Annotated in this window: 22 protein-coding genes; 17 read left to right on the forward strand and 5 right to left on the reverse strand. The window is 71.1% G+C overall.

All coding sequences use genetic code 11. The features are described from left to right. The 7 genes from NJ376_RS28880 to NJ376_RS24310 form a co-directional block, all read left to right on the forward strand. The coding region (locus tag NJ376_RS28880; RefSeq protein WP_256476566.1) for an ATP-binding protein at positions 1–1,992 on the forward strand (1,992 nt) is incomplete at its 5' end. A 48-nt stretch (positions 1,993–2,040) separates the two neighbouring features. Then, positions 2,041–2,352 (forward strand): hypothetical protein, encoded by a 312-nt coding sequence (locus tag NJ376_RS24285; protein WP_252955868.1) that lies wholly within the window; start codon positions 2,041–2,043, stop codon positions 2,350–2,352. A gap of 284 nt (positions 2,353–2,636) precedes the next feature. Next, positions 2,637–4,649 (forward strand): hydantoinase/oxoprolinase family protein, encoded by a 2,013-nt coding sequence (locus NJ376_RS24290; protein ID WP_252955869.1) that lies wholly within the window; start codon positions 2,637–2,639, stop codon positions 4,647–4,649. Next, complete coding sequence (locus NJ376_RS24295; RefSeq protein ID WP_252955870.1) at positions 4,646–6,232, forward strand: hydantoinase B/oxoprolinase family protein; 1,587 nt, start codon at positions 4,646–4,648, stop codon at positions 6,230–6,232. Before NJ376_RS24290 ends, NJ376_RS24295 begins: the two co-directional genes overlap by 4 nt. A gap of 205 nt (positions 6,233–6,437) precedes the next feature. Then, positions 6,438–6,938: a cupin domain-containing protein gene (locus NJ376_RS24300; RefSeq protein ID WP_252955871.1), complete on the forward strand. Its 501-nt coding sequence runs from the start codon at positions 6,438–6,440 to the stop codon at positions 6,936–6,938. A gap of 165 nt (positions 6,939–7,103) precedes the next feature. Next, positions 7,104–7,415 (forward strand): putative quinol monooxygenase, encoded by a 312-nt coding sequence (locus NJ376_RS24305; protein WP_252955872.1) that lies wholly within the window; start codon positions 7,104–7,106, stop codon positions 7,413–7,415. Between the two features lie 169 nt (positions 7,416–7,584). Further along, positions 7,585–8,760 (forward strand): ABC transporter substrate-binding protein, encoded by a 1,176-nt coding sequence (locus NJ376_RS24310; RefSeq protein ID WP_252955873.1) that lies wholly within the window; start codon positions 7,585–7,587, stop codon positions 8,758–8,760. A gap of 395 nt (positions 8,761–9,155) precedes the next feature. On the opposite strand, the gene NJ376_RS24315 is transcribed toward NJ376_RS24310, so the two are convergent. Genes NJ376_RS24315 through NJ376_RS24330 form a run of 4 tightly spaced genes read right to left on the reverse strand, consistent with a single transcriptional unit; the run spans position 9,156 to position 12,888 of the window. Next, the gene (locus tag NJ376_RS24315) at positions 9,156–9,530 is read right to left on the reverse strand and encodes a phage tail fiber protein (RefSeq protein ID WP_252955874.1); all 375 of its coding nucleotides are present in this window, start codon (positions 9,528–9,530) and stop codon (positions 9,156–9,158) included. Between the two features lie 13 nt (positions 9,531–9,543). Next, positions 9,544–9,846, reverse strand: coding sequence for a hypothetical protein (locus NJ376_RS24320; RefSeq protein WP_252955875.1), 303 nt, complete (start codon positions 9,844–9,846; stop codon positions 9,544–9,546). A gap of 23 nt (positions 9,847–9,869) precedes the next feature. Beyond that, positions 9,870–12,182, reverse strand: a complete 2,313-nt coding sequence (locus tag NJ376_RS24325) for a glycoside hydrolase family 55 protein (protein WP_252955876.1) — start codon at positions 12,180–12,182, stop codon at positions 9,870–9,872. A gap of 52 nt (positions 12,183–12,234) precedes the next feature. Next, entirely contained in the window at positions 12,235–12,888 is a 654-nt protein-coding gene (locus tag NJ376_RS24330; RefSeq protein ID WP_252955877.1) for a hypothetical protein, read from the reverse strand. A 249-nt stretch (positions 12,889–13,137) separates the two neighbouring features. Here NJ376_RS24330 and NJ376_RS24335 point away from each other — a divergent pair, with 249 nt between their 5' ends. The 6 genes from NJ376_RS24335 to NJ376_RS29045 all read left to right on the forward strand — a co-directional run bounded on the left by NJ376_RS24335 (position 13,138) and on the right by NJ376_RS29045 (position 19,660). Then, a complete protein-coding gene (locus NJ376_RS24335; protein WP_252955878.1) occupies positions 13,138–14,262 on the forward strand; it encodes an extracellular solute-binding protein in 1,125 nt (374 codons plus the stop codon). After that, positions 14,262–15,116: an ABC transporter permease gene (locus tag NJ376_RS24340; RefSeq protein ID WP_252955879.1), complete on the forward strand. Its 855-nt coding sequence runs from the start codon at positions 14,262–14,264 to the stop codon at positions 15,114–15,116. Before NJ376_RS24335 ends, NJ376_RS24340 begins: the two co-directional genes overlap by 1 nt. Beyond that, on the forward strand, positions 15,116–15,916 hold the full coding sequence (locus NJ376_RS24345) for an ABC transporter permease (RefSeq protein ID WP_252955880.1): 801 nt from the start codon (positions 15,116–15,118) through the stop codon (positions 15,914–15,916). Before NJ376_RS24340 ends, NJ376_RS24345 begins: the two co-directional genes overlap by 1 nt. A 106-nt stretch (positions 15,917–16,022) precedes the next feature. Further along, positions 16,023–17,225, forward strand: coding sequence for a pyridoxal phosphate-dependent aminotransferase (locus tag NJ376_RS24350; protein WP_252955881.1), 1,203 nt, complete (start codon positions 16,023–16,025; stop codon positions 17,223–17,225). Between the two features lie 267 nt (positions 17,226–17,492). Further along, on the forward strand, positions 17,493–18,695 hold the full coding sequence (locus NJ376_RS24355) for a pyridoxal phosphate-dependent aminotransferase (protein ID WP_252955882.1): 1,203 nt from the start codon (positions 17,493–17,495) through the stop codon (positions 18,693–18,695). Next, positions 18,692–19,660: a GNAT family N-acetyltransferase gene (locus NJ376_RS29045; protein WP_370288605.1), complete on the forward strand. Its 969-nt coding sequence runs from the start codon at positions 18,692–18,694 to the stop codon at positions 19,658–19,660. The genes NJ376_RS24355 and NJ376_RS29045 overlap by 4 nt, the downstream gene beginning before the upstream one ends. 120 nt (positions 19,661–19,780) lie before the next feature. Here NJ376_RS29045 and NJ376_RS24375 read toward each other — a convergent pair whose 3' ends face one another. Then, on the reverse strand, positions 19,781–20,659 hold the full coding sequence (locus tag NJ376_RS24375; protein ID WP_252955883.1) for an alpha/beta fold hydrolase: 879 nt from the start codon (positions 20,657–20,659) through the stop codon (positions 19,781–19,783). Positions 20,660–20,768: 109 nt separating this feature from the next. Here NJ376_RS24375 and NJ376_RS24380 point away from each other — a divergent pair, with 109 nt between their 5' ends. From NJ376_RS24380 to NJ376_RS24395, 4 genes are all read left to right on the forward strand, one after another. Continuing rightward, positions 20,769–21,167: a carboxymuconolactone decarboxylase family protein gene (locus NJ376_RS24380; RefSeq protein ID WP_252955884.1), complete on the forward strand. Its 399-nt coding sequence runs from the start codon at positions 20,769–20,771 to the stop codon at positions 21,165–21,167. Then, complete coding sequence (locus NJ376_RS24385) at positions 21,167–22,078, forward strand: NAD(P)-dependent oxidoreductase (protein WP_252955885.1); 912 nt, start codon at positions 21,167–21,169, stop codon at positions 22,076–22,078. The genes NJ376_RS24380 and NJ376_RS24385 overlap by 1 nt, the downstream gene beginning before the upstream one ends. A 63-nt stretch (positions 22,079–22,141) precedes the next feature. After that, positions 22,142–22,939: an N-acyl homoserine lactonase family protein gene (locus NJ376_RS24390; RefSeq protein WP_252955886.1), complete on the forward strand. Its 798-nt coding sequence runs from the start codon at positions 22,142–22,144 to the stop codon at positions 22,937–22,939. A 161-nt stretch (positions 22,940–23,100) separates the two neighbouring features. Next, entirely contained in the window at positions 23,101–25,467 is a 2,367-nt protein-coding gene (locus tag NJ376_RS24395; RefSeq protein WP_252955887.1) for a xanthine dehydrogenase family protein molybdopterin-binding subunit, read from the forward strand. Positions 25,468–25,805: the final 338 nt, after the last annotated feature.

The following is a 25,805-nucleotide window of genomic DNA, read 5'->3' on the forward strand; positions in this document are numbered from 1 at the left end:
GCCGCCGAGGCGGCCGCCGGGGAGGCGGAAGCGCGCCTCGAGGCGCTGCGCGGCCGGGCCGGGCTGCCGGAGGAGGCGGCCCTCGCCGAGGCGCGCCGCCGCCGCGACCAGGGCTGGCACCTGATCCGCCGCCGCGCCTTCGGCCCCACCCCGCCCGATCCGGCGGAGGAAGCGGCCTTTGCCGGAGGGACGCCGCTCGACCTCGCCTTCGACCGGGCGCTGGCGGAGGCGGATGCCATCGCCGATCGCCGCTTGGCCGAGGCGGCGCGGCTGGGCGAGGCGGCGGCCATCGCGGCGGAACTCGCCGGGCACCGGGCCCGGCAAGCGGCGGCGGCGGAGGCGCTGGCGGCCGCCACGGCGCAGCAGGAGGCCGCCAGCGCCGCCTGGGCCGCGGCCGTGGCGCCGCTCGGCCTTCCGCCGGAGGCGAATGCGGCCGAGCTGCGCCGACTGCTGGCGGCGCGGGATGCGGTGATCGCGGCGCTGGAGGCGGTGGCGGCGGCCGAGGCGGGGCGGGCGGCGCTGCTGGCCCGGCAGGAAAGCTGGACACAGCGCCTCGCCGCTGCGCTGGAGGTGGCGCCGGCACCCTTGCCCCTGCTGCTCGATCAGGCGGAGGCACGGCTGGCGGCGGAACAGGCCCGCGCGAAGCAGCGCGCCATGGCCGCGGCGGAGCTGGCCCAGGCGGAGCGCGAGGCGGCGGCGGCCGCGGCGGCGTTGGAGACCGCCACGCGCCGCCAGGCCGAATGGGCCGGCCGCTGGGCCGCGCTGCTCGCCCGGCTGCAGCGCCCGGCGGGGGAGGCACCGGAAGCGACCGCCGTGGTGCTGGAGCTGCTGGACGCGCTGGACCAGGCTGTGGCCGCCGAGGCCAGCGCCGCCCAGGCGCTGCGCGCGGCCACTACCCAGGCCACCGCCTTCCGCGAGGCCGCCCTGCCGCTGCTCGCCCGGCTGGCGCCGGAACTGGCGGGGGCCGGCCCCTTCGCCGGGCTGCGCGCCCTGCAGGAGAGGCTGGTGGCAGCGCAGAAGCGGGAGGCGGAGCGCGCGCGCCTCGACCAGCAGCTTGCGGCGCTGGACGCCGAACTGGCCGGGCTGACCGCGGAGCGGGAGGCGCTGGCGCGGGACTGGGCGGCGCTGCTGGCCAGCCTCGGCGCGGCGGATGAGGCGGCGGCGGAGGCGCGGCTCACCCTGGCGGCGGAGCGCCAGCGTCAATTGGCCGCGCTGGACCGCGCCCAGGCCGCGCTGCGCGAGGCCGGCGACGGCCGGCCCGAGGCGACGCTGGCCGCGGAGGCCGAGGCGCTGCCGCCGGAGGCGCTGGGCCTCGCTTTGGCCGAGGCGCAGGAGGCCGCCCGCGCGGCGGAGGAAGAGGCCGCCGCGGCGGCACGCGAGGCCGGCCGGCTGCGCACCGAGATCGGCCAGCGCCAGGAGAAGGAAACGGCCGTCGCCGCCAAGGCGGAGGAGCAGGCCTCACTCGCCCTGCTCGGCCGCAGCCTGGAGGAGGCGCTGGTGCTCCAGGTGGCGCGCAGCCTGCTGGAGGATGCGCTGAAGGCGGCCGAGGCGGTAGATGGCTCCGCTTTGCTCGCCCGCATCTCCGCCACGCTGCAGCGCCTGACCCGCGGCGCCATCGCCCGGGTGGCGACGGCGGAGGGCCCGGATGGCGAGCTGCGCCTGCTGGCGGTGGAGCCGCCGGATGCCGAGCCGAAGCCGGTGGCGGCGCTGTCGGAGGGCACGCGGGACCAGCTGTTCCTGGCGCTCCGCCTGATCGCCATCGAGGACCATGTGGCCGCGGCGCCGCCCTTGCCCTTCATCGGCGACGACATCCTGCAGAGCTTCGATGATGACCGGGCGCTGGCAGCGCTGGAGGCGCTGCTGGAGTTGAGCCGGCACACCCAGGTGATCCTGCTGACCCACCATGCGCATCTGGCGGCGCTGGCGGAGCGGCTGCCGCCAGGCAGCGTGGCGGTGCGGGAGATGGCGCGGGCGGCGCTGCTCACCGCCTGATAAGGATTTCCTGCCAGGATCGCCCCGCGAGGTTTGGAGGGGTTGCGCATGAGGCTTGCCAACCGGTCCGGCGGCGCTGCAGCGGCCGGCGTTGCGCCCGGCGGTCTGGTGATGCTGATCGCGGACGAGCCCGGCGATTTCGGCACGGCCAAGGCCGGGGATTGGGGCAAGGTGGTCGCGGTGGATGGCGACGGCCTGCTGACCATCCTGCTCGCCGGCTATTCCCTGCCGCCCTCCGCCGCGCTGCGCAGCATCTCGGACATCTCGCCCCGCATCGTCACGCCCTGCGATTCCCGTGGCCAGCCGACCGGCGCGGCAGCCCGGAAGCAGTGGGAGACGGTGAACCGCTACCGGCGGTAGCTCTCCCCACGAAACCACCGCGCGGCGTCTTGGGGCCGTGGCGCTGCCTGCTGGACGGCAGCGCATTGGCCTGAAGCGGCGGGGCCGCAGGGTATCGGGCAGCGCCCGTGGCTGGCGGGCTGCGCGGGGTTACGCCTCATCGATCCCACCGTGCGGCCGCGGTGACGCCGCCACGCTGGGCTCTGCCACCGGGGCTGCCCCTAGGCCATCCCTGGCTGGCAGGCAGGCGCGATTCCGCCAGCGCAGGGGTGGTGCAGGCGCGCCGGCTGCGCTTGGATCGGCCCATGACCCTTGAGATCGGCATCGACATAGGCGGCACCTTCACCGATGCGGTGTGCCGCGCCGCGGATGGCAGCTTCCGCCTGCTGAAGGTCGCCAGCACCCCGGACGACCCCTCCCGCGCCGTGGGCCACGCGCTGGAACGCCTGCTGCCCGGCGGCGCGGCGGAGGTGGGACGCTTCCTGCACGGCACCACCGTCGCCACCAACGCCATATTGGAAGGCAAGGCGGCGAAGGTCGGGCTCATCACCACCGCGGGCTTCGCCGATGTGCTGGAACTCGGGCGGATGACCCGCGCCGCCAATTACGACCTGATCTTCGGCCCGCAGACGCCGGTGGAGGTGGTGCCCGCCGAGCGCCGGCTGGAGGTAGCGGAGCGCATCGGCCCGGATGGCGCGGTGCTGCTGCCGCTGGACGAGGCGGGCGTCGCCGCGGCGGCGCGGGCGCTGGCAGGGCAGGGGGTGCAGGCGGTCGCCATCTGCTTCCTCTTCGCCTTCCTCAACCCGGCGCATGAGCGGCGGGCGCAGGAGATCGTGGCGGCGACGCTGCCGGGCATCGCCATCTCCCTGTCCTCCGAGGTGGACCCGGCAATCCGCGAATACGAGCGAACCTGCGCCACGGTCTTCGACGCGGCGCTGAAGCCGGTGCTGGATGCCTATCTTGGCCGCATCGAATCCATGCTGGCGGCGCGCGGCGTGCCGGCGCCCTTGCAGGTGATGCATTCCCGTGGCGGGCTGCTCGGCGCCGCAGCGGCCCGGGCGAAGCCCATCCGGCTGACCCTCTCCGGCCCCTCGGCGGCGGCCATCGGCGCCGCCAGCGTGCTGCGGGAGGCGGGCTGCGCCGAGGGCATCTCCATCGATATCGGCGGCACCAGCGCGGATATCGCCGTCATCGCCGGCGGCGCCCCGGTGCTGCGGCATGATGGCAGCGTCGGCCGCACCCCCGTCCGCGTCCCCACCGCCGATGTGCTGGCGATCGCCGCCGGCGGCGGCAGCATCGCCTGGCTGGATGCGGCGGGCGGGCTGCATGTCGGCCCGCAGAGCGCCGGCGCCGATCCCGGCCCGGCCTGCTACCGCCGCGGCGGCGCCGCGCCCGCCGTGCTGGATGCCTCCGTGGTGCTGGGGCTGGTGGACCCCGCGCGCTTCGCCGGCGGCACCATGAAGCTGGATGCCGAGGCGGCGGCGCGGGCGATCCGCGATGCGGTCGCCGCCCCGCTCGGCCTCGGGGTGGAGGAGGCGGCGATCGCCATCCACCGCATCACCAATGCCGCGCTGGCCGAGGCGGTGCGGCGCATGACGGTGGGCCGCGGCACCGATCCGCGGGAGCTGCCCCTGGTGCCGGCCGGCGGCGGTGGCGGCCTGCATGCCGCCGCCATTGCCGAGGAGCTGGGCATGATCCGCCTCGTCGTCCCCGTCGCCCCCGGCGTGCTGGCCGCCACCGGGCTGCTGGAAGCGCCGCTGGAGCATGACGTCGCCCAGGGCTTCTTCCGCGCCACGGAGCTGATCCCGGAAGCCGAGCTGCGGGACGCCATGGCGGCGCTGACCGCGCGCTGCACCGCCGCCATGGCGCGGGACGGCGCCAGGCCGGAGGAGACCGAGATCACCGCCGCCGCCAGCTTCCTCGGCCAGGGCCATACGCTGGACGTCGCCATCCCGCCCGGCAGCGCGACGCCCGCGGCCGATATTCGCGCCGCCTTCATCGCCGTCCACAGGGACGCCTATGGCCACACGCGGGACGCGCCGGTGCGCCTTGTTGCGCTGCGCGTGGTGCAGCGGGCGCGGCCGCGCGGCGTGGCGCTGATCGCCAGCCAGGGTGCGGCTGCCCCCGGTGGCGAACGCCGCGCCTGGCTGGGGGAGGCGGGCTTCGTCACCGCCCGCATCCTCCGCGCCCTGCCGCCCGGCGAGCGCCTCGCCGGCCCCGCCATCCTCGAGACCATCGACGGCACCTTGCTGGTCCCTCCCGGCTGGCGCCTCACCGCCGCCGCCACCCATCTGCTGATGGAGCGCCTCCCCGCATGACCGCGCATCGCCTGGACCCCGCCAGCATCGAGATCATCCGCCGCCGCCTCGACGCCATCGCGGAGGAGATGCAGGCGATCATGCTGCGGAGCGCCGTCTCCCCCATCGTGCGGGAGGCGAATGACGCCTCGGCCAGCCTGTTCCTGCCGGACGGCACGGTGCTGGCGCAGTCCAACTCCCTGCCCCTGCTGCTGGGCTGCCTGGTGCCGGCGGTGGGGCGGCTGATCCGCGAATTCCCCGTCGCCGCCATGCGCCCCGGCGACATCTACCTGATGAACGACCCCTATGACGGGGGCACGCATATCCCGGATGTGTCGCTGCTGGTGCCGGTCTTCGCCGGGGAGGAGGTGATCGCCCTCTCCGCCACCATCCTGCACCACCAGGACATGGGCGGCCTGACCCCCGGCTCCGTCCCCACCAGCGCGACGGAGATCTTCCATGAGGGGCTGCGCCTGCCGCCGCTGCAATTGGCGCGGGAGGGCGTGGTGGATGCGCAGATCATGCGCATCATCAGCCGCAACATCCGCACCTTCGACGCCTTCGAATGGGACCTCAACGCGCAGATTTCTGCCTGCCGCACCGGCGCGGCACGGCTGGCGGAACTTGCTGCCAAGCATGGCGCGGCGCCGCTGACGGCCATGCTGCGGGAGCTGGTGCGGCAGGCGGAGATGGCGACCCGCGCCGCCATCGCCGCCCTGCCGGACGGCACCTGGGTCTATGAGGACCAGCTCGACAATGACGGCGTCGAGCTGGACCGGCCGGTGCCACTGCGCGTCGCCGTGACGGTGGCGGGGGACAGCCTGACCATCGACTTCACCGGCACCTCGCCCCAGGTGCGCGGTCCGGTGAATGCGGCGCCCGCCGGCGTCATGGCCGGCGCCTTTTTCGCGCTGCGCGCCGTCACCGGCCCGGACATTCCGAACAATGGCGGCTGCTTCCGCCCGCTGCGCCTGGTGCTGCCGGAGGGCAGTCTGGTGAATCCGCGCATGCCGGCGGCGGTCAATGCCCGCACCGCCACGGTGAAGGTGCTGACCAACGCCATCCTCGGCGCCCTGGCCGCGGCGGCGCCGGAGCGCATTCCGGCGCCCAATGCCGCGGTGTCCTGCATCGTCTCCTTCGGCGGCCGGCGCGCCGATGGCAGCCCCTATGTGGTGACGGAGGTGGTGGCGGGGGGCAGCGGCGGCTCGGCCTTCGGCCCCGGCGTCAACGGCATCTCCACCGATGTCTCCAACACCATGAACCAGCCGGCGGAGATGCTGGAGAGCGATGCGCCACTGCGGGTGCACCGCGTTGCCGTCCGCCGCGGCTCCGGCGGCGCCGGGCGGCATCCCGGCGGCTGCGGCATCCTCCGCGAATACGAGGTGCTGCACGGCCCGCTGACCCTGAGCTTCCGCGGCGAGCGGCACCTGACCGCCCCGCGTGGTGCGCTCGGTGGCGGCCCGGGCCGGGTTGCCGAGGCCTATATCCTGCGCCGCGACGGGGGGCGGGAGGAGATCCGCTCGAAGCTCAGCACGGTCCTGCACACGGGCGACCGGCTGGTCATGGGCACCGCCGGCGCCGGAGGCTGGGGGGCGCCGCCGTGACCCGATGCGCCTCGCTGGCCGTCCTGCCGCAGGGCGGATCGAGCCGGGGCGGCCGGTCTGCGCCATTGTCGGCCACAGGCGGCTCGCCGGAGCCGGGTGCCCGGGCGATGGCAGGGGCATGGCTGCCGGTCGAGACGGGCGAGCGGGTTTGACAGGCGGCACCCGGCGGCGCTTGGCTATGGCCGGAGATCCAGGGAGGGCCGCCATGGCCATGACCATCGAGCAATTCGCTGCCCAGTGCCATGACGCGCTGCGCACCCATCCCGGCACGGCCGGCCGCGAGAAGGTGGTGGAGCTGGTGCGGGCGGCGCTGAAGGACGCCGGCTTCATCGCCGCGGCCATCCCGGAGGGGACCCCGGAGCGCAAGGTGCTCTACGAGGATCCCGAGCTGGGCTTCGCCATCCTCGCCCATGCCTATCAGGGGGCGAAGAACAGCAAGCCGCATGACCACGGCCCCTCCTGGGCCATCTACGGCCAGGCGGAGGGCGAGACCATCATGACCGACTGGGAATGCGTGGAGCGGCCGAGCGGCGACAAGCCGGGCAAGGCGCGGCGCAAGCACGACTACGTGCTGAAGCCGGGCGATGCCTATCTGTACGAGCCAGGTGTGCTGCACTCCCCGCGCCGCGATGCCGCGACCAGGCTGCTCCGCATCGAGGGGCTCAACATGGATAAGGTGAAGCGCCTGCCCTACGAGGCCATCTGAATATCCCCATGAAGCTGCTGCGCAGCTTCATGGGGGAGCCGAATCGCTCCATCATCAGCGAGTCGCGCAGCCAGCCGCGGCAAAGCGCGGCTGGCAACGGAAAGACCGGGCGTCGCTGGGGCGTTCGGTGCCAACCAGCTTCGTGTTCAACCAGGGAAACGTCGCATGATCCACGTCATCGCCATCATCACCACCAAGCCGGGCAAGCGGGAGGAGGTGCTGGGCCATTTCCGCGCCAACATGCCGGCGGTCCATGCCGAGAAGGGCTGCATCGAATACGGCCCGGCCATCGATCTCGAGGGGGCGGGCAAGATCCAGACGCCCTTCGGCCCGGACACCTTCGTGGTGATCGAGAAGTGGGAGAGCCCGGAGGCGCTGAAGGCGCATGCCGCAGCGCCGCACATGGCGGAATACGCCGCGAAGGTGAAGGACCTGCTGGCCAGCCGCGTCATCCACATCCTGACCCCGGCGGGCTGAGCCGCCGCGCCCGGGCGCGGCCGGTGCCGGCCCGGGCCGGTGCCGGCGGTCCGGGCCCGGCCATGGCGGCGCGGCCCTGGTGCCCGGCGCCGCGCCCGGGTTACATGGTCATTCGCCGCGCGTTCCATGCATCGGAAGGGGCGCGCCTCAACCCGGGAACCGCCTTGCCATGATGCTGCTCACCCGCCGCGCCGCCCTGGCGCTGCCCGCCGCCCTCGCGGCGCCCGCCACGCTGCGCGCCCAGGCCGCGCCGGTGAGGGTCGCGGTGCTCGCCCTGCTGACCGGCCCCGGCGCCGCCCTCGGCGTGCAGCTGCGGGACGGCTTCGCTCTCGGCATGAAGCACCTGGACAACAAGCTGGGCGGCCGCCCGGTGGAGGTGCAGGTGCTGGACGACGAGCTGCGGCCGGAAGTGGCGGTGCAGAAGGTCCGCACCGCGATCGAGCGCGACAAGGTGGATTTCGTCGTCGGCGTGGTGTTCAGCAACATTCTCGGCGCCATCGCAAGGCCGGTGACGGAGAGCCGCACCTTTCTCATCAGTACCAATGCCGGCCCGTCCAATATCGCCGGGCGCGGCTGCAACCCCTTTCTCTTCTGCACCTCCTACAACAACGACCAGGTGCATGCGGTGATGGGGCAAGCGGCGCAGGATCTCGGCCATCGCCGGGCCTTCGTGCTGGTGCCGAACTACCAGGCGGGACGGGACGCGGTGGCGGGCTTCAAGTCCCGCTTCAAGGGGGAGATCCTGGAGGAAGGCTACGTCCCCTTGAACCAGATGGATTTCTCCGGGGAGCTGGCGAAGATCGCGGCGGCGAAGCCGGACTGCCTCTTCACCTTCATGCCGGGCGGGCTCGGCGTCAGCCTGGTGCGGCAGTACCGCCAGGCGGGGCTGCAGAACATCCCCTTCCTCTCCACCTTCACGGTGGATGAGGCGACGCTGCCGGCGCAGCAGGACGCCGCGGTGGGCTTCTACTCCGCCAGCACCTGGGCGCCGAACATGGACAACGCCCAGAACCGCCGCTTCGTCAGCGGGTTCGAAGCAGCCTATGGCATGGTCCCCGCCTCCTACGCCGCCCATGCCTATGACACCGCCTTCCTGCTGGATGGCGCGTTGAAGAAGACTGGCGGCAATACGGAGAACAAGGACGCGCTGCGGGCGGCGCTGAATGCCGCGGACTTCGCCTCGGTGCGTGGCAAGTTCCGTTTCGGCGCGAATCAGTTCCCCGTGCAGGATCTCTGGCTCTGCCAAGTGGCGAAGCGCCCGGACGGAAAGTTCCAGACTGAGGCCATGCGGAAGGTGCTGGCCGACGACATCGATCCCTGGGCCGCCGAGTGCCGCATGCGCTAGAGCCTTTTCGGCTCACCGAACGCGCTCTACGCCTTTGTTTGCAGAGCAGATTCACGCTTTCGGGCGATGCCGCCCTACGGCGATCTGCTCTGGGGCCTGTCAGAGATGGGGCGCGGGTCGGTCTGGCGGGTCTTTTCGCACTGGGGCGTCGGTCGGCTTGCCAAGGCAACCAGCCTTGGCTGCGCCGCCCTCCTGCCCAGCACGAAAAATCCCTCGCCAGCCCTCCGCCTCGCCCGGTCTCTGATAGGCCCTAGTTGGAGCTCAGCCCTGAGTTTGCAGGCCGAACCGTCGGCTTTGGAAGCGCGCACCGGGGTCCGGGGCCAGGTCCTGGCCTCGGCGGGGGTGCAGGGGCTGCGCCCCATGCCGGGGCCCGGGGCGGAGCCCCGTCTCCCGCCTCAGCTCGCCGCCAGCACCAGCCCCGCCGGGTTGATGGTGACGGTGCCGGCGCCGGTGACCGCCGCGGCCTGGGCCAGCGCCGAGAAGGTCAGCGCATTGCCGCCGGAGACCGCGTCGAACAGCCCGACATGCGTCAGCGTGCCGGCGGCGGCGGTGAAGGTGAAGGTCACCGCATCCGTGTTCTGCTGCGGGCCGGTGCCGCTGAAGGTCACGCGCTGGCGGGCATAGCCATTGCCCGTCGGCTCGCCCGAGAGGCCCGTGGCGGTGCTGCCGCCGGTGCCGAGGCCGAGATAGACCGCGGCGGGCAGGGCCGGGCTGCGGGCGCAGAGCGCGCGGCCGAGGAGGTTCTTCGCGTAATCGGTCAGGTCGGGCATCGCTCTCTCCTGTTCAGCAATCGGTGGCGTCGGCGAACCACAGCTGCCCGTCCTCGGCGGGCAGGGTGCGGGCGGCGGCGTAGAGCGCGGCGGTGGTGACGGCGTGGATGTCCGCCAGCCCCAGCTCCGCCGGCGTGGCGCGGAAGCAGATGGCCGGCAGCGGCGCCTTGCCGGCGAGACGGGCCTCGGCATCCGGGTAGCCGTGCAGGCGGAACTCGACCACGCCGGCGAGGAGGTCGGTCTGGGTGTGGGTCAGTCGCCAGTAGCAGGCGACCAGCCCGGTGTTGCGGATCTCGATGGGGGTCTGCAGGGCCATGATGCTCTCCGTGGGGCGGGGGGTCAGCCGACGGCTTCGACGGACAGGATGCGGGCGACCCAGTTGATGGTCTTGTTCGCCTCGCCGGTGCCGCTAATGGCAAGGCCGCCATTGGCGGTATCGGCGGCGATGGCCAGCCGCCACGCGGCGGCGGCGGCGTCGTTGTGGCTGGGAGCGATGGACGTACCGCCGCCGATCAGGGTGGTGGCGGCGGCGTTGGTGCCGCGCTTGATGAGCGCGGTCACGTCCCAGCCGGCGCAATCGCCCGCGCTGCCTGCGCTGCCGCCGGTCTGCCGCGCCAGCACCATCAGGCGGCAGAGATAGGTGCCGTTGTTCGGCAGGTTCAGCGTATTGGTCGTGCTGGGATTGCCGTTGTCAGCGGTCAGCCGCACCGCGGTGGCATCGGCGCCTTGCCGCCGCAGCACGAATTCGCCCGCTTGCGCATCGCCGTTGGTGCTGAAGCGGCCAGCCGACCAGGCACCGCGGTGGATGTTGGTGCCCGTGCTGGCTTGCTGTCCGCCCGGGATCCAGCCCGCGCCGGAGTTGACGCTGTTGGTGCTGCCGCCGGCGACAGTGGAGTTGGTGCCGCCGGCCGTGTTGAAGGAGCCGCCGCCGATCACCGAACTGCTTCCCGTGGCGGCTTGGGCCGGCGTGGAGCGCAAGGACTGCCAGTCCACCGCATTGGCGCCGCGGGCGTTTCCGCCCGACGTGGCACCGTCCGGGACGCTCGCCGTCAGCGCGCCGGTGCCCTTGCTGATCAGGGCGAGGCCGATATTGGCATCGACCCCCTGGGCCTGCAGGGACACGGCATTGCCGGTGGTGCCGCCGGTGACCAGCACCCGGTTCGCTGCGCTGCCGGGTGTCGCCACCTCGAAGGCATGGCTGCCGGGCATGGCGCCCAGGGTGACGGCACCGGCCGCGGTGGCGCGCAGTACCTCCACCCCTCCGGCGCTGCCGGCAAGGCCACCCGTGCTGGGCAGGAAGAGGCCGGTGTCGGGGCTGCCGACCATGAGGCCGGGCCGCGCCGCGCGGCCGGCCGGCGTGCCGGTGGCGAGGAGGCCGTTGGTGCCGCTGTTCACCAGCGGCCCCCCATTGCCGGCCTCGAGCAGCGCCGGCGAGCCGAGATAGACCGTATTGGGCGCACTGCCGCCGGAATCCGCGATGCTGATCGCCGCCGCGCCGTTGTTCTGCGCGTTGAATCGCACGCAGCGCAGGGAGAAGATGTCCAGCCGGTTGCCGCTGCCGCCCACCGCGATGGCGTTGTCCGAAACCGCGTCGATCCGGAGATTCGCCGCCTGGATGCGGGTGTTGGAGGCCGCGATGCAGATGCCGTTGGCGTCGGTGATGGCGGTGCCGCCGGAGTTGAAGACCTCACCCTGGCTGGTGAGGTTGCCGATCTGCCCGTCGGTGCCATTCGCCTCGACCAGCACCGCGTATTTCACGAAATCCGCATAAGCCTGGCCGATGTAGAACTTCGTCGTGTTGCCGGCGGCCGAGGAGGCGAAGCGGAACATGCTCCGGTAGCCGAGGGCGAAGGCCTGGTCGATGAAGACACCATCGACCTTGCGGAAGATCATCGCGTCGCCATTGGCCTGCTGCCAGCGCACGACATTGTCGTTCGAGGTCAGGAAGGTCCAGAAATGCAGGTTCAGGATGCGCGGGACGTCGTAGCACTCATCGATCTCGACGCCCGCAGTGAAGACCTGGCCGCGCAGGCGGCGGATGTCGAGCCGGCCCGAGTTCCGGCAGTAGATGCCCTTGTTGATGGCGCAGAGGAAGACGTTGTCGAAATCGACGCCGCCGAGGCAATCCTCCACCCGGAAGACGTAGTCATAGGCGTTCGGGGTCCAGGAGGCGTTGAGCGGGTTGGTGTGGCTTTGCCGCACCGCGATGTCGCGCACGCCTGCGCCGCGGGCGGAAACGCCGGTGAAGGTGAAGGGGGTGAAGCCGGTGGAGCTCACCTGCAGCCAGGTCCCCTGGCCGGGGCCGGGCCCCTCGGTGAAGCCGGCGCCCTGGAAGCGGATGGTGGCGTCGCTGACCGTGATCGCGGAGGCGATGCGATAGACCTTCGGCCCGAAATGCAGCGTGCCGCCGCCCTTGGTCTTCAGGTCGTTGATCGCGGCCTGGATGGCCGGGGCGTCATTCGTCACGCCATCGCCCTTGGCGCCGTAGTCCCGCACATGCGCGCCGCGGTCGGCGAGGACGGCGCTGCGGATCTGGGTGATGGTGGCGCGGCGGGTCTCACTCAGGCTGCCGCTGGCCTGGACCAGCGGGGTGATGTCGCTATCGCCCAGCGCCGTGGCGGCGGGCAATTCGCTGATTCTCGCGTCGGGCATGGGGCTCCGTTCCGATCTTCGCGGCAGGGTGGGGAAGGGTGGCGCGCGGCGCCTACTGCTTCAGGGTGTTGCCGCCCTCGGTCAGCAGCTTGCCGTCGGTCTCGACCAGGATGAGCTTGAGGTCGGGGCCGACATTGAAGCTCTGGGAAAAGGCGGCGACGGCCGGGTCCGCCACGTCCTCGACGAAGATCCGGTAGCCGGTGCCGACTGGCGGCGTCGGGAAGGTGGCGGCGGCGGCGCCGTTGGTGACCGGGACGGTCTGGGTGGGCGGCACCACCGCGCCGCTGCTGTCGCGGAGCGTGAAGACCACGGCGCTGACCGGGCCGGTGACGGTGGCCGAGACCGGGATGGACGTGCCGGCGACGATGCCGGCGGCGAAGGGCGCCAGGATGATGGTGCGGACCACCGCCGCGGCCACTTGGCTGAAGCTGAAGCTCTGGGCCACGCTGCGCACCGTGTTCAGCGGGCCGACCGCGCCGTCCAGCGTGACGCCGGTGCCGAGCACGGCGCCGATCCGAATGGGCAGCAGCGCCACTGCGTCGGCGGTCTGCAGCATCATCAGGTCACCGGGCTTCAGGCTGGCGGCGACGCTGCCGAAATAGCCGGCGATGTTGACCGCAGCGCGGCTGTCGGTCGTGCGGTAGTGCCAGAGGGTGAAGTTGTTGCCCTGGACCAGGGCGGTCAGGTTGGCCGAGCTGAAGGGCACGGGGATCTCCGTCTCAACGGGCGGGCGCGCGACGGGCCGCCCGGAGGGGCGGCCTGTGGCGGCGGGCGCGGATGGTGCGGGGAAGGCGCCGGGCACAATTCGGCCGTCGGCATAGCGGGTTCTGCCGGAATAAATTCGTAATGTCAAGGAAAATGATCCTTGGCCTCGACCGCCCCCCGCCCGTTCTTGCCGGTGGTCTTTCCGCTGGCGTCTGGCACTCTGCCGCACCGGTCAGCCTTGCGAGGTCCGATGCCGCTCCGCCTTGCCTTCCGCCTTGCCTTCCGCCTTGCCTTCTGCCTTCTCCTGCTGCTGTGCGGCGCCCTGCTGGCGCGGCCGCTGGCGGCGCAACCGGTGCTGAACGTCTATAACTGGGCCGACTACATCGACCCCTATATGGTCCAGCGCTTCCAGGCGGAGACCGGCATTCGCATCCGCTACGATGTCTATGACAGCCTGGAGACGCTGGAAGGAAAGCTCTCCTCGGGCCGCTCCGGCTACGACCTCATTGTCCCCACCAGCGAGCCGAGCTTTGCCCGCCTGGTCCGCGCCGGGGCGCTGCGGCCGCTGGACCGCGCCCGCATCCCGAACTGGGCGAATCTGGACCCCGGGCTGATGGCGCGCGTCGCCACGGTGGATCCGGGCAACCGCTTCGGCGCGATCTATCTCTGGGGCACGGTCGGGCTCGGCGTCCGCGTCGATGCCCTGCGGCAGCTCCTGCCCGGGGCCCGGTTCGACCAGCTCGACCTGCTGCTGAACCCGGAGAATGCCGCGAAGCTGGCGCGCTGCGGCCTCGCGGTGATGGACAGCGCGACGGATGTGCTGCCCTCCGTGCTGCGCTGGCTGGGCAAGCCGCCGGACAGCACCGCGGCGGCCGATCTGCGCGCGGCGGAGCAGGCGCTGCTGGCGATCCGGCCGCATCTCCGCGCCATCCCCGGTTCCGGCGCGCTGCTGGACATGCTGGCGCGGGGCGAGATCTGCGTGGCGATGACCTATAGCGGCGATGTCATTCAGGCCGCTGCCCGGGCGCGGGAGGCGGGCAGGGGGGTGGAGATCGCCTATGCCGCGCCGGCCAGCGGCGCGCATCTCTGGTTCGACCTGCTGGCGATTCCGGCCGATGCGCCGAATCCGGAGGCGGCGGAGGCCTTCATCGACTTCCTGCTGCGGCCGGAAAGCATGGCCGCCATCACCGGCCATGTCCGCTACCCCAACGCCGTTCCTGCCTCGCGCCCCCTGGTGCCGGAGGCGGTGCGGGAGGATCCGAGCGTCTATCCGTCGGCGGAGAGCCTGGCCCAGGCCTTCGTCCCCGGCACGCTGGGCCCGGCCGAGGACCGTGCGCGCTCGCGGCTCTGGAACCGCTTCAAGGCCGGGCGGTGATGCGGGCGGCGCTGGTCGCGGCGCCCTTCCTCTGGCTGCTGGCACTGGTCCTGGCGCCGGCGCTGCTGCTGGGCTGGATCGCCTTCGGCAGCGCGGCGGAGGGCGTGCCGCCGGTGGCGCCGCCGCTGGCCTGGCAGGCGGGGGCGCTGTCCTGGCAGGGCAGCCTGGAGAGCTTCGCCCTGCTGCTGGAGGACCCGCATTACGCAGGGGCGCTGCTGCGCTCCCTGCTGGTGGCGGCGGGCACGGCGGCGCTGGCCTTGCTGCTGGCCTATCCCATGGCTTTCGCAATTGCCGAGGCGCGGCCGCGCTGGCGCCTGCCTCTGCTGGCCCTGGTGCTGGCGCCGGTCTGGACCGGGCTGATGCCGCGGCTTGGCGCCTGGATCGGGCTGCTGCGGGACGAGGGCTGGATCAATGGCGTGCTGCTGCGGCTCGGGCTGATCGAGGCGCCGCTGACGCTGCTGTTCAGCGACATCGCCCTCTATGCCGGCATGCTGCACAGCTACCTGCCCTATGCCGTGCTGCCCCTGGCCATTGCCCTGTCGCGGCGGGACCGGCTGCTGGAGGCGGCGGCGGCCGATCTCGGCGCGGCGCCTGCCCGGGTCTTCCTCTCCGTCACCCTGCCGCTCTCCCTGCCGGCCGCCGCGGCGGCCTTCCTGCTGGTCTTCATCCCGGCGGCGGGGGAGTTCGTGATCCCGGAGCTGCTCGGCCCGCCGGGCGACCCGCTGCTCGGGCGAGTGATCTGGGCGGAGTTCTTCCAGAGCCGCGACTGGCCGCTCGCCGCCGCCCTGGCGCTCACGCTGCTGGCGGTGCTGGCGCTGCCGATCCGCGCCTATCAGCGGCTGGGGCAGGGGTGATGGCACGGCTGATCCTCGTCCTCGGGCTGCTCTTCCTCTGGGCGCCGATCCTGCTGCTGGCCGGCTACGCCTTCAGCGCGGACCGCATTCCCTTCCAGTGGGGCGGCTTCTCGCTGCGCTGGTTCGCCGCCCTGGCGGAGAATGCAAGAGTGCAGGAGGCGGCGCTGCTCTCCCTCTCCGTCGCCACGGGGGCGGCGACGCTGGCCTGCCTGGCGGGCGGGCTGGCCGGCTGGGCGCTGGCGCGGGGCGGGCGGTTCTGCGGCCGGCCGCTCTTCGGCCTGCTGGCCGGCGCCCCGCTGGTGCTGCCGGAGGTGGTGATGGGCCTCTCCCTGCTGCTGCTCTTCGTCCTCGCCCAGGGCGCGGCGGAGACGCTGCTGGGCTGGCGGCTGGAGCGCGGGGCGGGGACCATCGTACTGGCGCATGCGACGCTCGGCCTCGCCTATGTCGCCGTGCTGGTGCAGGCGCGGCTGGCAAGGCTGGACCCCAGGCTGGAGGAGGCGGCGGCCGACCTGGGTGCCATGCCCCGGGTGGTCTTCCTCACCATCACCCTGCCGCAGATGGTGCCGAGCCTGGTGGCGGGCTGGCTGCTGGCCTTCACCCTTTCGCTGGATGATGTGGTGCTGGCCAGCTTCGTTTCCGGTCCCGCCGGCACCACCCTGCCGGTGCTGATCTTCTCCTCCCTCCGCATGGGGCTGACGCCGGAGGTGAATGCGCTGGGGGTGGTGATCCTGGTCCTGGTGCTGGCGGCGGTGGGGGTGGCGGGTTGGGTGCTGCGCGGGCGCGGGGGCGATCCGGGCTGAACCCGCACCGAACCGGGCAGATCCTTGCGGAATGGGACGCCGCCGGGTTGAACCCCCCGCCGCCGGGGGCTAGGGTCCCGGCCCTCGCAGCACCCGCAGGGTTCCCATGAAGCTCACCGCCGACCGCCTCGACCGCATCTCTCCGTCGCTGACCATCGCGATGACCACCAAGGCGCGGGCCCTGAAGGCAGCGGGGAAGGACATCGTCGGCCTGTCCTCCGGCGAGCCGGATTTCGACACCCCGCGCAACGTGAAGGATGCGGCGATCGCCGCCATCGAGCGGGGCGAGACCAAGTACACCGACGTCTCCGGCACCCCCGCCCTGCGCCAGGCGGTCTGCCACCGCTTCAAGGAAGACCACGGGCTGGAGTTCAAGCCGGAGGAGATCCTGATCGCCACCGGCGGCAAGCAGGTGATCTTCGACGCGCTGTTGGCCACCATCAACCCGGGCGATGAGGCGATCATTCCCGCGCCCTGCTGGGTCAGCTACCCGGACATCGTCGAGCTGGCCGAGGGCAAGCCCGTCATCGTCCCCTGCGACCAGAACAGCGGCTTCAAGCTGCGGCCGGAGCAGCTCGAGGCGGCGATCACGCCGAAGACCAAGTGGTTCATCCTGAACAACCCCTGCAACCCGACCGGCGCCGCCTACAATGCCGAGGAGCTGAAGCAGCTCACCGACGTGCTGATGCGCCACCCGGATGTCTGGATCTTCACCGACGACATCTACGAGAAGCTGTCCTATGACGGCTTCAGGCCGGCGACGATCCTCGAGGTGGAGCCGCGGCTGCGCGACCGCACCGTGACGATGAATGGCTGCTCCAAGGCCTATGCGATGACCGGCTGGCGCATCGGCTATGCCGCCGCGCCGGTCGCGCTCATCAAGCAGATGGACAAGCTGCAGAGCCAGTCCACCAGCAACACCAGCAGCGTCAGTCAGGCCGCGGCGGTGGAGGCCCTGACCGGGCAGCAGGACAGCATCGACACCATGCGCGCCGCCTACAAGAAGCGCCGGGACATGATGGTGGAGGAGCTGAACAAGGCCCCCGGTCTTTACTGCCACAAGCCGGAAGGCGCCTTCTACGTCTTCCCCTCCATGCAGGGTTGCCTCGGCAAGGTGACGCCGAAGGGCGTGAAGATCACCGATGACGAGACCTTCTGCACGGCGCTGCTGGAGGAGGCCGGCGTCGCCTGCGTGCATGGCGCGGCCTTCATGTATCCGGGCCATTTCCGCATCAGCTACGCCACCTCCGACGCCGCGCTGGCCGAGGCCTGCAAGCGTATCCGGGCGTTCTGCGAGAGCCTGCGCTGACGCTGCCTGCCGCCCCCGTCCGGTGACGGGGGCGGATTTTGGGCCCTTGCCGGAGCCCTGCATCGCGTGCCGCCGCAGGGGTTGGAGAAGCCGCCGGGCGGGCCTGGCGCAGCCATCCGGCCTGATGGATTACGGCGCGATCCATCAGGCCGGAGTTAAGTTGCTCTGGATATTATGTTTTCTGGAGCAAGAAATCATGTCAGGTGATTCCACCTGATCGGATATTGCTCTAGTTTCGCCGGCCTTGCCGCCATGGACACAGGACCCATGCCCGCCCTCGCCAACCGCCTGAGCCAGATCAAGGTCTCCGCCTCCGCCGCCATGACCCAGCGGGCCCGGGAGCTGCGCAACCAGGGCATCGAAGTCATCAGCCTCTCCAACGGCGAACCGGATTTTCCCTCTCCGCCGCATGCCATCGAGGCCGCCCACCAGGCGGCGCTGCGTGGCGATACCAAATACCCGCCCCAGGGCGGCACGCCGGCGCTGAAGGCGGCCATCGGCCGCAAGTTCAAGCGCGACAACAAGCTGGATTACGCGGCGGACGAGATCATCGTCGGCAATGGCGGCAAGCAGGTGATCTTCAACGCCTTCATGGCAACGGTCGATCCGGGCGACGAGGTGGTGATCCCCTCGCCCTTCTGGATCAGCTATGCCGACATGGCGAAGATGGCCGGCGGCACCGCCGTCAGCGTGCCCTGCCCGCAGAATAATGGCTTCAAGCCGCGACCGGAGGATCTTGACGCCGCCATCACCGCGAAGACGAAGTGGGTGCTGCTGAACTTCCCCAGCAACCCAACCGGCGCAGTGCCGAGCTACGCCGAGATGCGCGCCATCGCCGATGTGCTGCTGCGCCACCCGCATGTCTGGATCATGACCGACGACATGTATGAGCACCTGCTCTATGACGGCCACGAATTCCACACCATTGCCGCGGTGGAGCCGGCGCTGAAGGACCGCACGCTGACGGTCAACGGCGTCTCCAAGACCTATGCCATGACCGGCTGGCGCGTCGGCTTCGGCGGCGGCCCCGCCGCGCTCATCAAGGGCATGTTCAACATGCAGGGCCAGGCGACGGCCGGCGTCTCCACCATCGGCCAGGCCGCCGCCGCCGCCGCGCTGGACGGCCCGCAGGACTATGTGAAGGAGCGGGCGGAGCTCTACCGCCAGCGCCGCGACATGGTGGTGGAGATGCTGAACGCCGCCCCCGGCATCTCCTGCCACAAGCCGGAAGGCGCCTTCTACGTCTTCCCGAATCTCGCCGGCTGCCTCGGCAAGACGAGCAGGACCGGCCGGAAGATCGAGACGGACACCGATTTCGTCATGGCGCTGCTGGAGGAGAAGCGCGTCGCGGCGGTGCAGGGCGCGGCCTATGGCATGTCCCCGCATATGCGCATCTCCTACGCCACGGACCCGGCCAGCCTCACCGAGGCCTGCAGCCGCATCCAGGAGTTCTGCCGGGAGCTGTCGTGATCCTGCGTCCCGGTCGGGACGAGGATGCGGCGGGCTTCATCGCCCTGATCGGCGCCTGCTGGGCGGAGTATCCTGGCTGCGTGCTGGATGTGGATGGCGAAGTGCCGGAGCTGCGGCACCTCGCTACCTACTTTGCCGAAGCCAGCGGCGCCCTTTGGGTGGCGGAGAAAGTCGGGAAGGTGGTCGGCATGGTCGCCACCCGCCCGCTCGGCGATGACGATGCCTGGGAGATCTGCCGCATGTATGTGGCGGCCGGGCAGCGTGGCACCGGCCTTGCCCATCGGCTGCTGGATCTGGCCGAGGCGCATGCGCGGGAGCAGGGCGCCCGGCGCTTCGTGCTGTGGTCCGATACGCGCTTCGATGCGGCGCATCGCTTCTACGAGAAGCGCTTCTATGTCCGCCAGGGCGCCATCCGCATCCTGGACGACATCTCGAAATCCCTGGAGTTCCGCTACGCCAAGCCGGCCACGGGGCTGGTGGTGGAGATGCTGGACGCCGCCGCGGCCGCCAGCGCGGAGCGCTGCCTGGCGGCGATCCTGGCGCGCTGCCAGGACGCGGGCGAGAGCCTGGTGGTGCCGGAGGCCACGCCCGCGCTCTGGCGCCGGGTGACCAGCGAGGTGGCGACCGGCCACCGGCTGCTGCTGGTCGCCTGGCTGGAGGGGCGGCTGGCCGGCACCGTGCAGATCGAGACTGGCACGCCGCCACACCGCGCCGGGATCAGCCTGCTGCTGGTGGATCCGGCGGAGCCGCGGCAGGGCCTCGGCCGGGCGCTGCTGCAGCGGGCGGCGCAGGCGGCGGAGCGCATCGGGCGAAGGCTGCTGACGCTGGAATGCCCGGCCGGCGGGCCGGCGGAGGCGCTGATCCGCGGGCTGGGCTGGCAGGAAGGCGGGCGCATCCCGGGCTATGCGCTGGACGCGAAGGGGCAGCCGGAGGACGTGGTGTTCTTCTACAAGGCGCTGGGCTGATCGAGAGGGGCGCTGCCCCTCTCTCGCATCGGACGCAGCGCGTCCGATCCCGCCAAGGGCCGAAAGGCCTTTGAAAACCGGGAGTCTGGACCCGCTGGTTGAGCCTGCTTCCTCAAGCCATCACAGGAACCGGTCGAGATGCCCCAGGCACTCCTCCGGCGCTTCCTCCGCCAGGTAGTGCCCGCTGTTCACCGGCCCGCCTTCCAGTGGCCCGGCGGCGTAGTCCCGCCACACCGCCATCACGTCATACCACTTGGGCAGCGAGCCCTTGGCGCCCCACAGCGCCAGCATCGGGCACTGCACCTTCTGCCCAGCCGCCCGGCTCGCTCGGTCATGCTCCAGGTCGATGCCGATCGCCGCGCGGTAATCCTCGCAGATTGCCGTCACCGTCCCCGGCTCCTTCAGCGCCGCCAGGTAGTCGGCTCGCGCTTCCGGGTGGAAGAAGCCCTTGTCCTTCGGCTCGCGGGAAGTGTGCAGGTCGAACCAGTCCTCCGTGTCGCGCAGGATCATCCGCTCCGGCTTGTCATGCGGTTGCGCCAGGAAGAACCAGTGGTAGTAGCCGAGCGCGAACTGCATATCCGCCCGCTCGAAATGCTCGAGTGTCGGAATGATGTCCATGGTGCAGAGCTTCTCCACCGCCTGCGGGTGGTCCAGCGCCAGCCGGTGCGCCACCCGCGCGCCGCGGTCATGGCTCACCACCCGGAAGCGCTCGAAGCCGAAGCCCCGCATCAGGGCGACCAGATCGGCCGCCATCTCCCGCTTGGCGTAGTGGCGGCTGTCCGGCGTCACCGGCGGGGCCGCGCTGAAGCCGTAGCCGCGGATATCGGGGGCGATGACGGTGTAGCGTTGCGCCAGCACCGGGGCCAGCTTGTGCCACATGGCATGGGTCTGCGGGTTGCCATGCAGCAGCAGCAGGGGCGGGCCGCTGCCGCCATGCCGCAGCCGGATGCGCTGGCCGTTCGCCTCCCGGGTCTCGAGCGTGAATCCCTTGAAGAACATGGACGGATCTCCTTCCCGCCCATCCTAACTCCCCGGAAAGCCGGCGCCACCCGTTGACCTCGGGGCCCCGGCGCGCGAGCCTGCCGCCACCTTTCCCTAGGAGGATGCAATGTCTGAAGATTCCGCCCTGTTCGACAAGGGCCTGCCGATTCGCCGCGAGGTGCTGGGCCCGGCCTATGTCGATGCCTCCATGGCCAAGGCCGACGAGTTCATGATGTCCTTCCAGCGCGCGACGACGAGCTGGGCCTGGGGCTGGGCCTGGGGCGACCCGACGCTGGATCGCAAGACCCGCAGCCTGATCAACCTGGCGATGCTGACGGCGCTGAACCGCGCGCCGGAGATCAAGCTGCACGTCAAGGGCGCGCTGAACAACGGCGTGACGGTCGAGGAGATCAAGGCCGCGCTGCTGCACGCCACCGCCTATTGCGGCATCCCCGCCGGTCTCGATGCCTTCAAGGCGGCGCATGAGGTGCTGGTGGCCGAAGGCGCGCTGCCGGGGAAGAAGTGATGGCCGCCCCCATCAAGAAGGTCGGCTTCGTCGGCATCGGCAACATGGGCTGGCCGATGGCGGCCAACCTGGTGAAGGCGGGCTTCGAGGTCACGGTCTGCGACGCCGTGCCCGGCCGCAGCGCGAAATTCACCGAGGAGGTGGGCGGCGCCGCGGCAGCCAGCCCGGCCGAGGCGGCGAAGGGCGCGGATGCCGTCATCACCATCCTGCCCACCAGCAAGCAAGTGGCGGAGGTGGCGGCGCAGCTCGCCCCGGTGCTGTCGGCCGGCACGCTGGTGATCGACATGACCAGCGGCCAGCCGGCGAAGACGCGGGAGATCGCCGCGACGCTGGCGGAGAAGGGCATCGCGATGATCGACGCGCCCGTCTCCGGCGGCGTGCCGCGCGCGAAGTCCGGCGACCTCGCGATCATGCTGGGCGGCGAGACGGCGGAGTTGGACCGTGCGGAGCCGGTGCTGAAGGCGATGGGCAGCAGCCTCTATCGCTGCGGTGGCATCGGCGCCGGCCAGGCGATGAAGGCGCTGAACAACCTCTCCTCCGCCGGCACCTTCCTGATGGGGATCGAGGTGCTGCTGATCGGCCAGCGCTTCGGCCTGGATGCCGGAACGATGGTGGATGTGCTCAACGCCTCCTCTGGCATGTCCAACAGCAGCCAGCGCAAGTTCAAGCAGTATGTGCTGAACCGCCGCTTCGACGACGGCTTCGCGCTGGAGCTGATGGTGAAGGATCTCGGCATCGCGCTGGAGGTCGGGCGGGACACCAATACGCCCACGCCCTTCTCCGCGCTGTGCAAGGAGATGTGGGCCTCGGCGCTCAGCGCCCTTGGCCCCGGTCATAACCACACGGCGATGAGCCAGCTTTCGGAGAAGCTCGCCGGCGAGATCCTCGGCGGCAACAAGACCGGCGGCTGAACCGCCGCCGCGGCGCGGCGGGGAAGCCGCCGCGCCGCATTCATGCGAAGGGGGGAAGGGCCAATGAGCCATTGGGAAGCCTATGCCATTCGCTATGGCCGGCATGAGCGGCCGGCGCAGGCGAATTTCCTGCTGCCGGTTGCCGACCCGCATGACGCCATGCCGCTCGACTACTTCGTCTGGCTGCTGCGCAATGCGGAGGGCCACGAGATCGTCGTCGATACCGGCTTCGATGCCGCCTGCGCCGAGAAGCGCGGCCGTACCCTGAGCCGCAGCGTCGCCGAGGGGCTGCAGGCGATGGGCTGCGACCCGGCCCGGGTGCGGGACGTGGTGGTGACGCATCTGCATTACGACCATGCCGGCAGCATCGACCTCTTCGCCAATGCCCGCATCCATATCCAGGACCGCGAGATGGCCTTCGCCACCGGGCGGCACATGTGCACCGCCTGCATCCGCGTGCCCTTCGAGGCGGATCACGTCGTCTCCATGATCCGCGCCCTGTTCGCGGACAAGGTGCAATTCCATGACGGGGACGGGGAGGTGGCGCCGGGCGTCACCGTCCATCGCGTCGGCGGGCATTCGGACGGGCTGCAGGTGGTGCGGGTGCAGACGGCGCGCGGGCCGGTCGTCATCGCCTCGGATGCGTTGCATTTCTATGCCAATCCCGGCACCGGCAACCCCTTCCCGATCATCTTCGACCTCGGCGCCATGACCCAGGGCTGGCGCATCGTGAAGCGCCTGGCGGAAGGCGACGAGAGCCGCATCGTCCCGGGCCACGACCCGGAGGTGCGCCGGCGCTTCCCGGCCGTGGCGGGGCATGGCGATGAAGTGGTGGCGCTGCACCTGCCGCCGGTCGGCTGACCTCTGCCATAGCGCCGCCCGGAAGCCCGGCGCGGCGTGCCGCGGCCGCCGATGCGAGCGGCAGCGCCAGCCTCCGCCGCCGCGTCCGGGCGGGGGGGCCTGTTGCAAATTGGGCCCTGGGTGCAATCTCTGCCGCAATCCCAACAGCGGCGAGAGAGCCCATGCCCGACATTACCCTGCAGGATATCACACGCCTGAAATTCGGCGTCGGCCAGCCCGTTCCCCGCAACGAGGACCCGATCCTGCTGCAGGGGCAGGGCCGCTACACCGACGACCTCGACCTGCCCGGCCAGCTCTGGTGCGTCATGGTGCGCAGCCCCTATGCGCATGGCGTCATCAAGGGCATCGACATCGCGGCGGCGAAGGAGGTGCCGGGCGTCGTCGGCGTTTTCACCGGCGCCGACCTCGCCGAATACGGCCCGCTGAAATGCCTGCTGCCGCTGAAGAACCGCGACGGTTCGCCGCTGGTCAATATCGAGCGGCCCTCCCTCGCCACCGACAAGGTCCGTTTCGTCGGCGACCCCGTGGCCTTCGTGGTGGCGGAGAGCAAGGCGGCGGCCAAGGATGGGGCGGAGGCCGTCTTCGTCGATATCGACGTGCTGCCGGCGGTCACCGAAGCCTCCGCGGCGGCAGCCCCCGACGCGCCGCTTCTTTACGACCACGTCCCCGGCAACCAGGTGCTGGATTTCCATTTCGGCGATGCGGAAAAGGTCGCCGCCGCCTTCGCCTCCGCCGCGCATGTCACGAGGCTCTCCCTCCGCAACAACCGTGTCGTCGTCTGCGCCATGGAGCCGCGCAGCGCCATCGGCGAGTACGACCCCGCCACCGGCCGCTACACCCTGCATGTTGGCAGCCAGGGCGTGTTCGGCCTGCGGGCACAGATGGCGAACGACATCCTGAAGGTGCCGACCGACAAGGTCCGCATCCTCACCGGCAATGTCGGCGGCAGCTTCGGCATGAAGGCCAATGCCTATCCGGAATACACTTGCCTGCTGCACGCCGCGAAGGTGCTGGGCCGCCCGGTGAAGTGGACGGATGAGCGCACCGGCTCCTTCCTCTCCGACCAGCATGGCCGCGACCATGAGGTGGAGGCGGAGCTGGCCCTGGATGCGGAGGGCAGGGCGCTGGCCGTGCGCCTTACCTCCTACGCCAATATGGGCGGCTATCTTTCGACCGTCGCGCCGCTGATGGGAACCGGCAATTTCTCTAAGAACATCCAGTCCAACTACGCGACGCCGCTGATCGAGGTGACGACGAAATGCCTCGTCACCAACACCACGCCGGTCTCCGCCTATCGCGGGGCGGGGCGACCGGAGGGCAATTACTTCTTCGAGCGGCTGCTGGAGCAGGCGGCGAAGGAAACCGGCCGCAGCGCCATCGAGCTGCGCCGCATCAACCATATCAAGCCGGAGGCCTTCCCCTTCAGCGCCCCCTCCGGCAGCATCTATGACAGCGGCGACTTCACCGGCGTGCTGGAGGCGGCGCTGGAAGCCGCCGACTGGGACGGCTTCGCCGCCCGCAAGGCGGAGAGCAAGGCCGCCGGCAAGCTTCGCGGCCGGGGCATCGGCAATTTCCTCGAATGCACCGCGCCGCCGATGAAGGAGCAGGGCGAGATCCGCTTCAACGCGGACGGCACCGTCACCATCATCACCGGCACGCTGGATTACGGCCAGGGGCATTGGACGCCCTTCGCCCAGGTGCTGCATCAGACCCTCGGCGTGCCCTTCGAGAGCATCCGCCTGGTGCAGGGCGACAGCGACCTGCTGGTGGCCGGCGGCGGCACCGGCGGCTCCAAATCGCTCATGGCCTCCGGCGCCGCGATCATCGAGGCGGCGCAGAAGGTGATCGAGAAGGGGCGGCTCGCCGCGGCGCATATGTTGGAAGCGGCGCCGGCGGATATCGAGTTCACCCGCGATGCCGACGGCACCGGCCGCTTCACCATCGCCGGCACCGACCGCTCCATGAGCATCATGGAAGTGGCGGCGCGCATCCGCACGGCGAACAACCCGCCGCCGGAGATGCCGGACAGCCTGGACGTGAAGCATGTCTTCGGCGAGGCGCCGATGGCCTACCCGAATGGCTGCCATATCTGCGAGGTGGAGATCGACCCCGACACCGGCATCACCCAGGTGGTGCGCTACGTTTCGGTGAATGACTTCGGCGTCATCGTGAACCCGCTGCTGGTCGAGGGCCAGGCGCATGGCGGCATCGTTCAGGGCATCGGCCAGGCGATCTATGAGCAGGTGGCCTATTCGGAGGAAGGCCAGCTCCTCTCCGGCAGCTACCAGGATTACGCGCTGCCGCGCGCCTCGGACGTGCCGAGCTTCGGCTTCCTCAGCCGGCCGGATCCCTGCAAGACCAACCCGATCGGCGCCAAGGGCTGCGGCGAGGCAGGGTGCGCAGGCTCGCTGCCGGCGGTGATGAACGCGATCGTGGATGCGCTCTCGGATTACGGCATCACCCATATCGACATGCCGGCGACGCCGGAGCGGGTGTGGCGGGCGATCCAGGACGCGCAACGGGCGTGAAAAAGGGGAGGGCGCTGCCCTCCCCCGTTGGGCGCAGTGCGCCCAACCCCACCCGCCAAAGGCCGAAGGCCCTTTGAAAACCTTGAGTTTGAGACGCGCCGGTCGCAACCGGCCGTCCCGATGCCAAACTCGCTGCCTGGTGTCCTGCCGTGGCGTTGCCACGGCAGGCTGTGCGAGGGCTTGATCCCGGAGGGAGACCGGGCCCTCGCGAAGGCGCGCAGCGACTTCGAGGGGATTAAAGGAAGATCCTGGTCGCCACCGCGATCTGGTAGATCAGCCCCAGCAGCTCGCTGCCCACCTGGAACACCTTCGGGTCCAGCCGGGGCAGGGCGATCAGC

The organism is Siccirubricoccus soli (assembly GCF_024178315.1).
Taxonomy (GTDB): domain Bacteria; phylum Pseudomonadota; class Alphaproteobacteria; order Acetobacterales; family Acetobacteraceae; genus Siccirubricoccus; species Siccirubricoccus soli.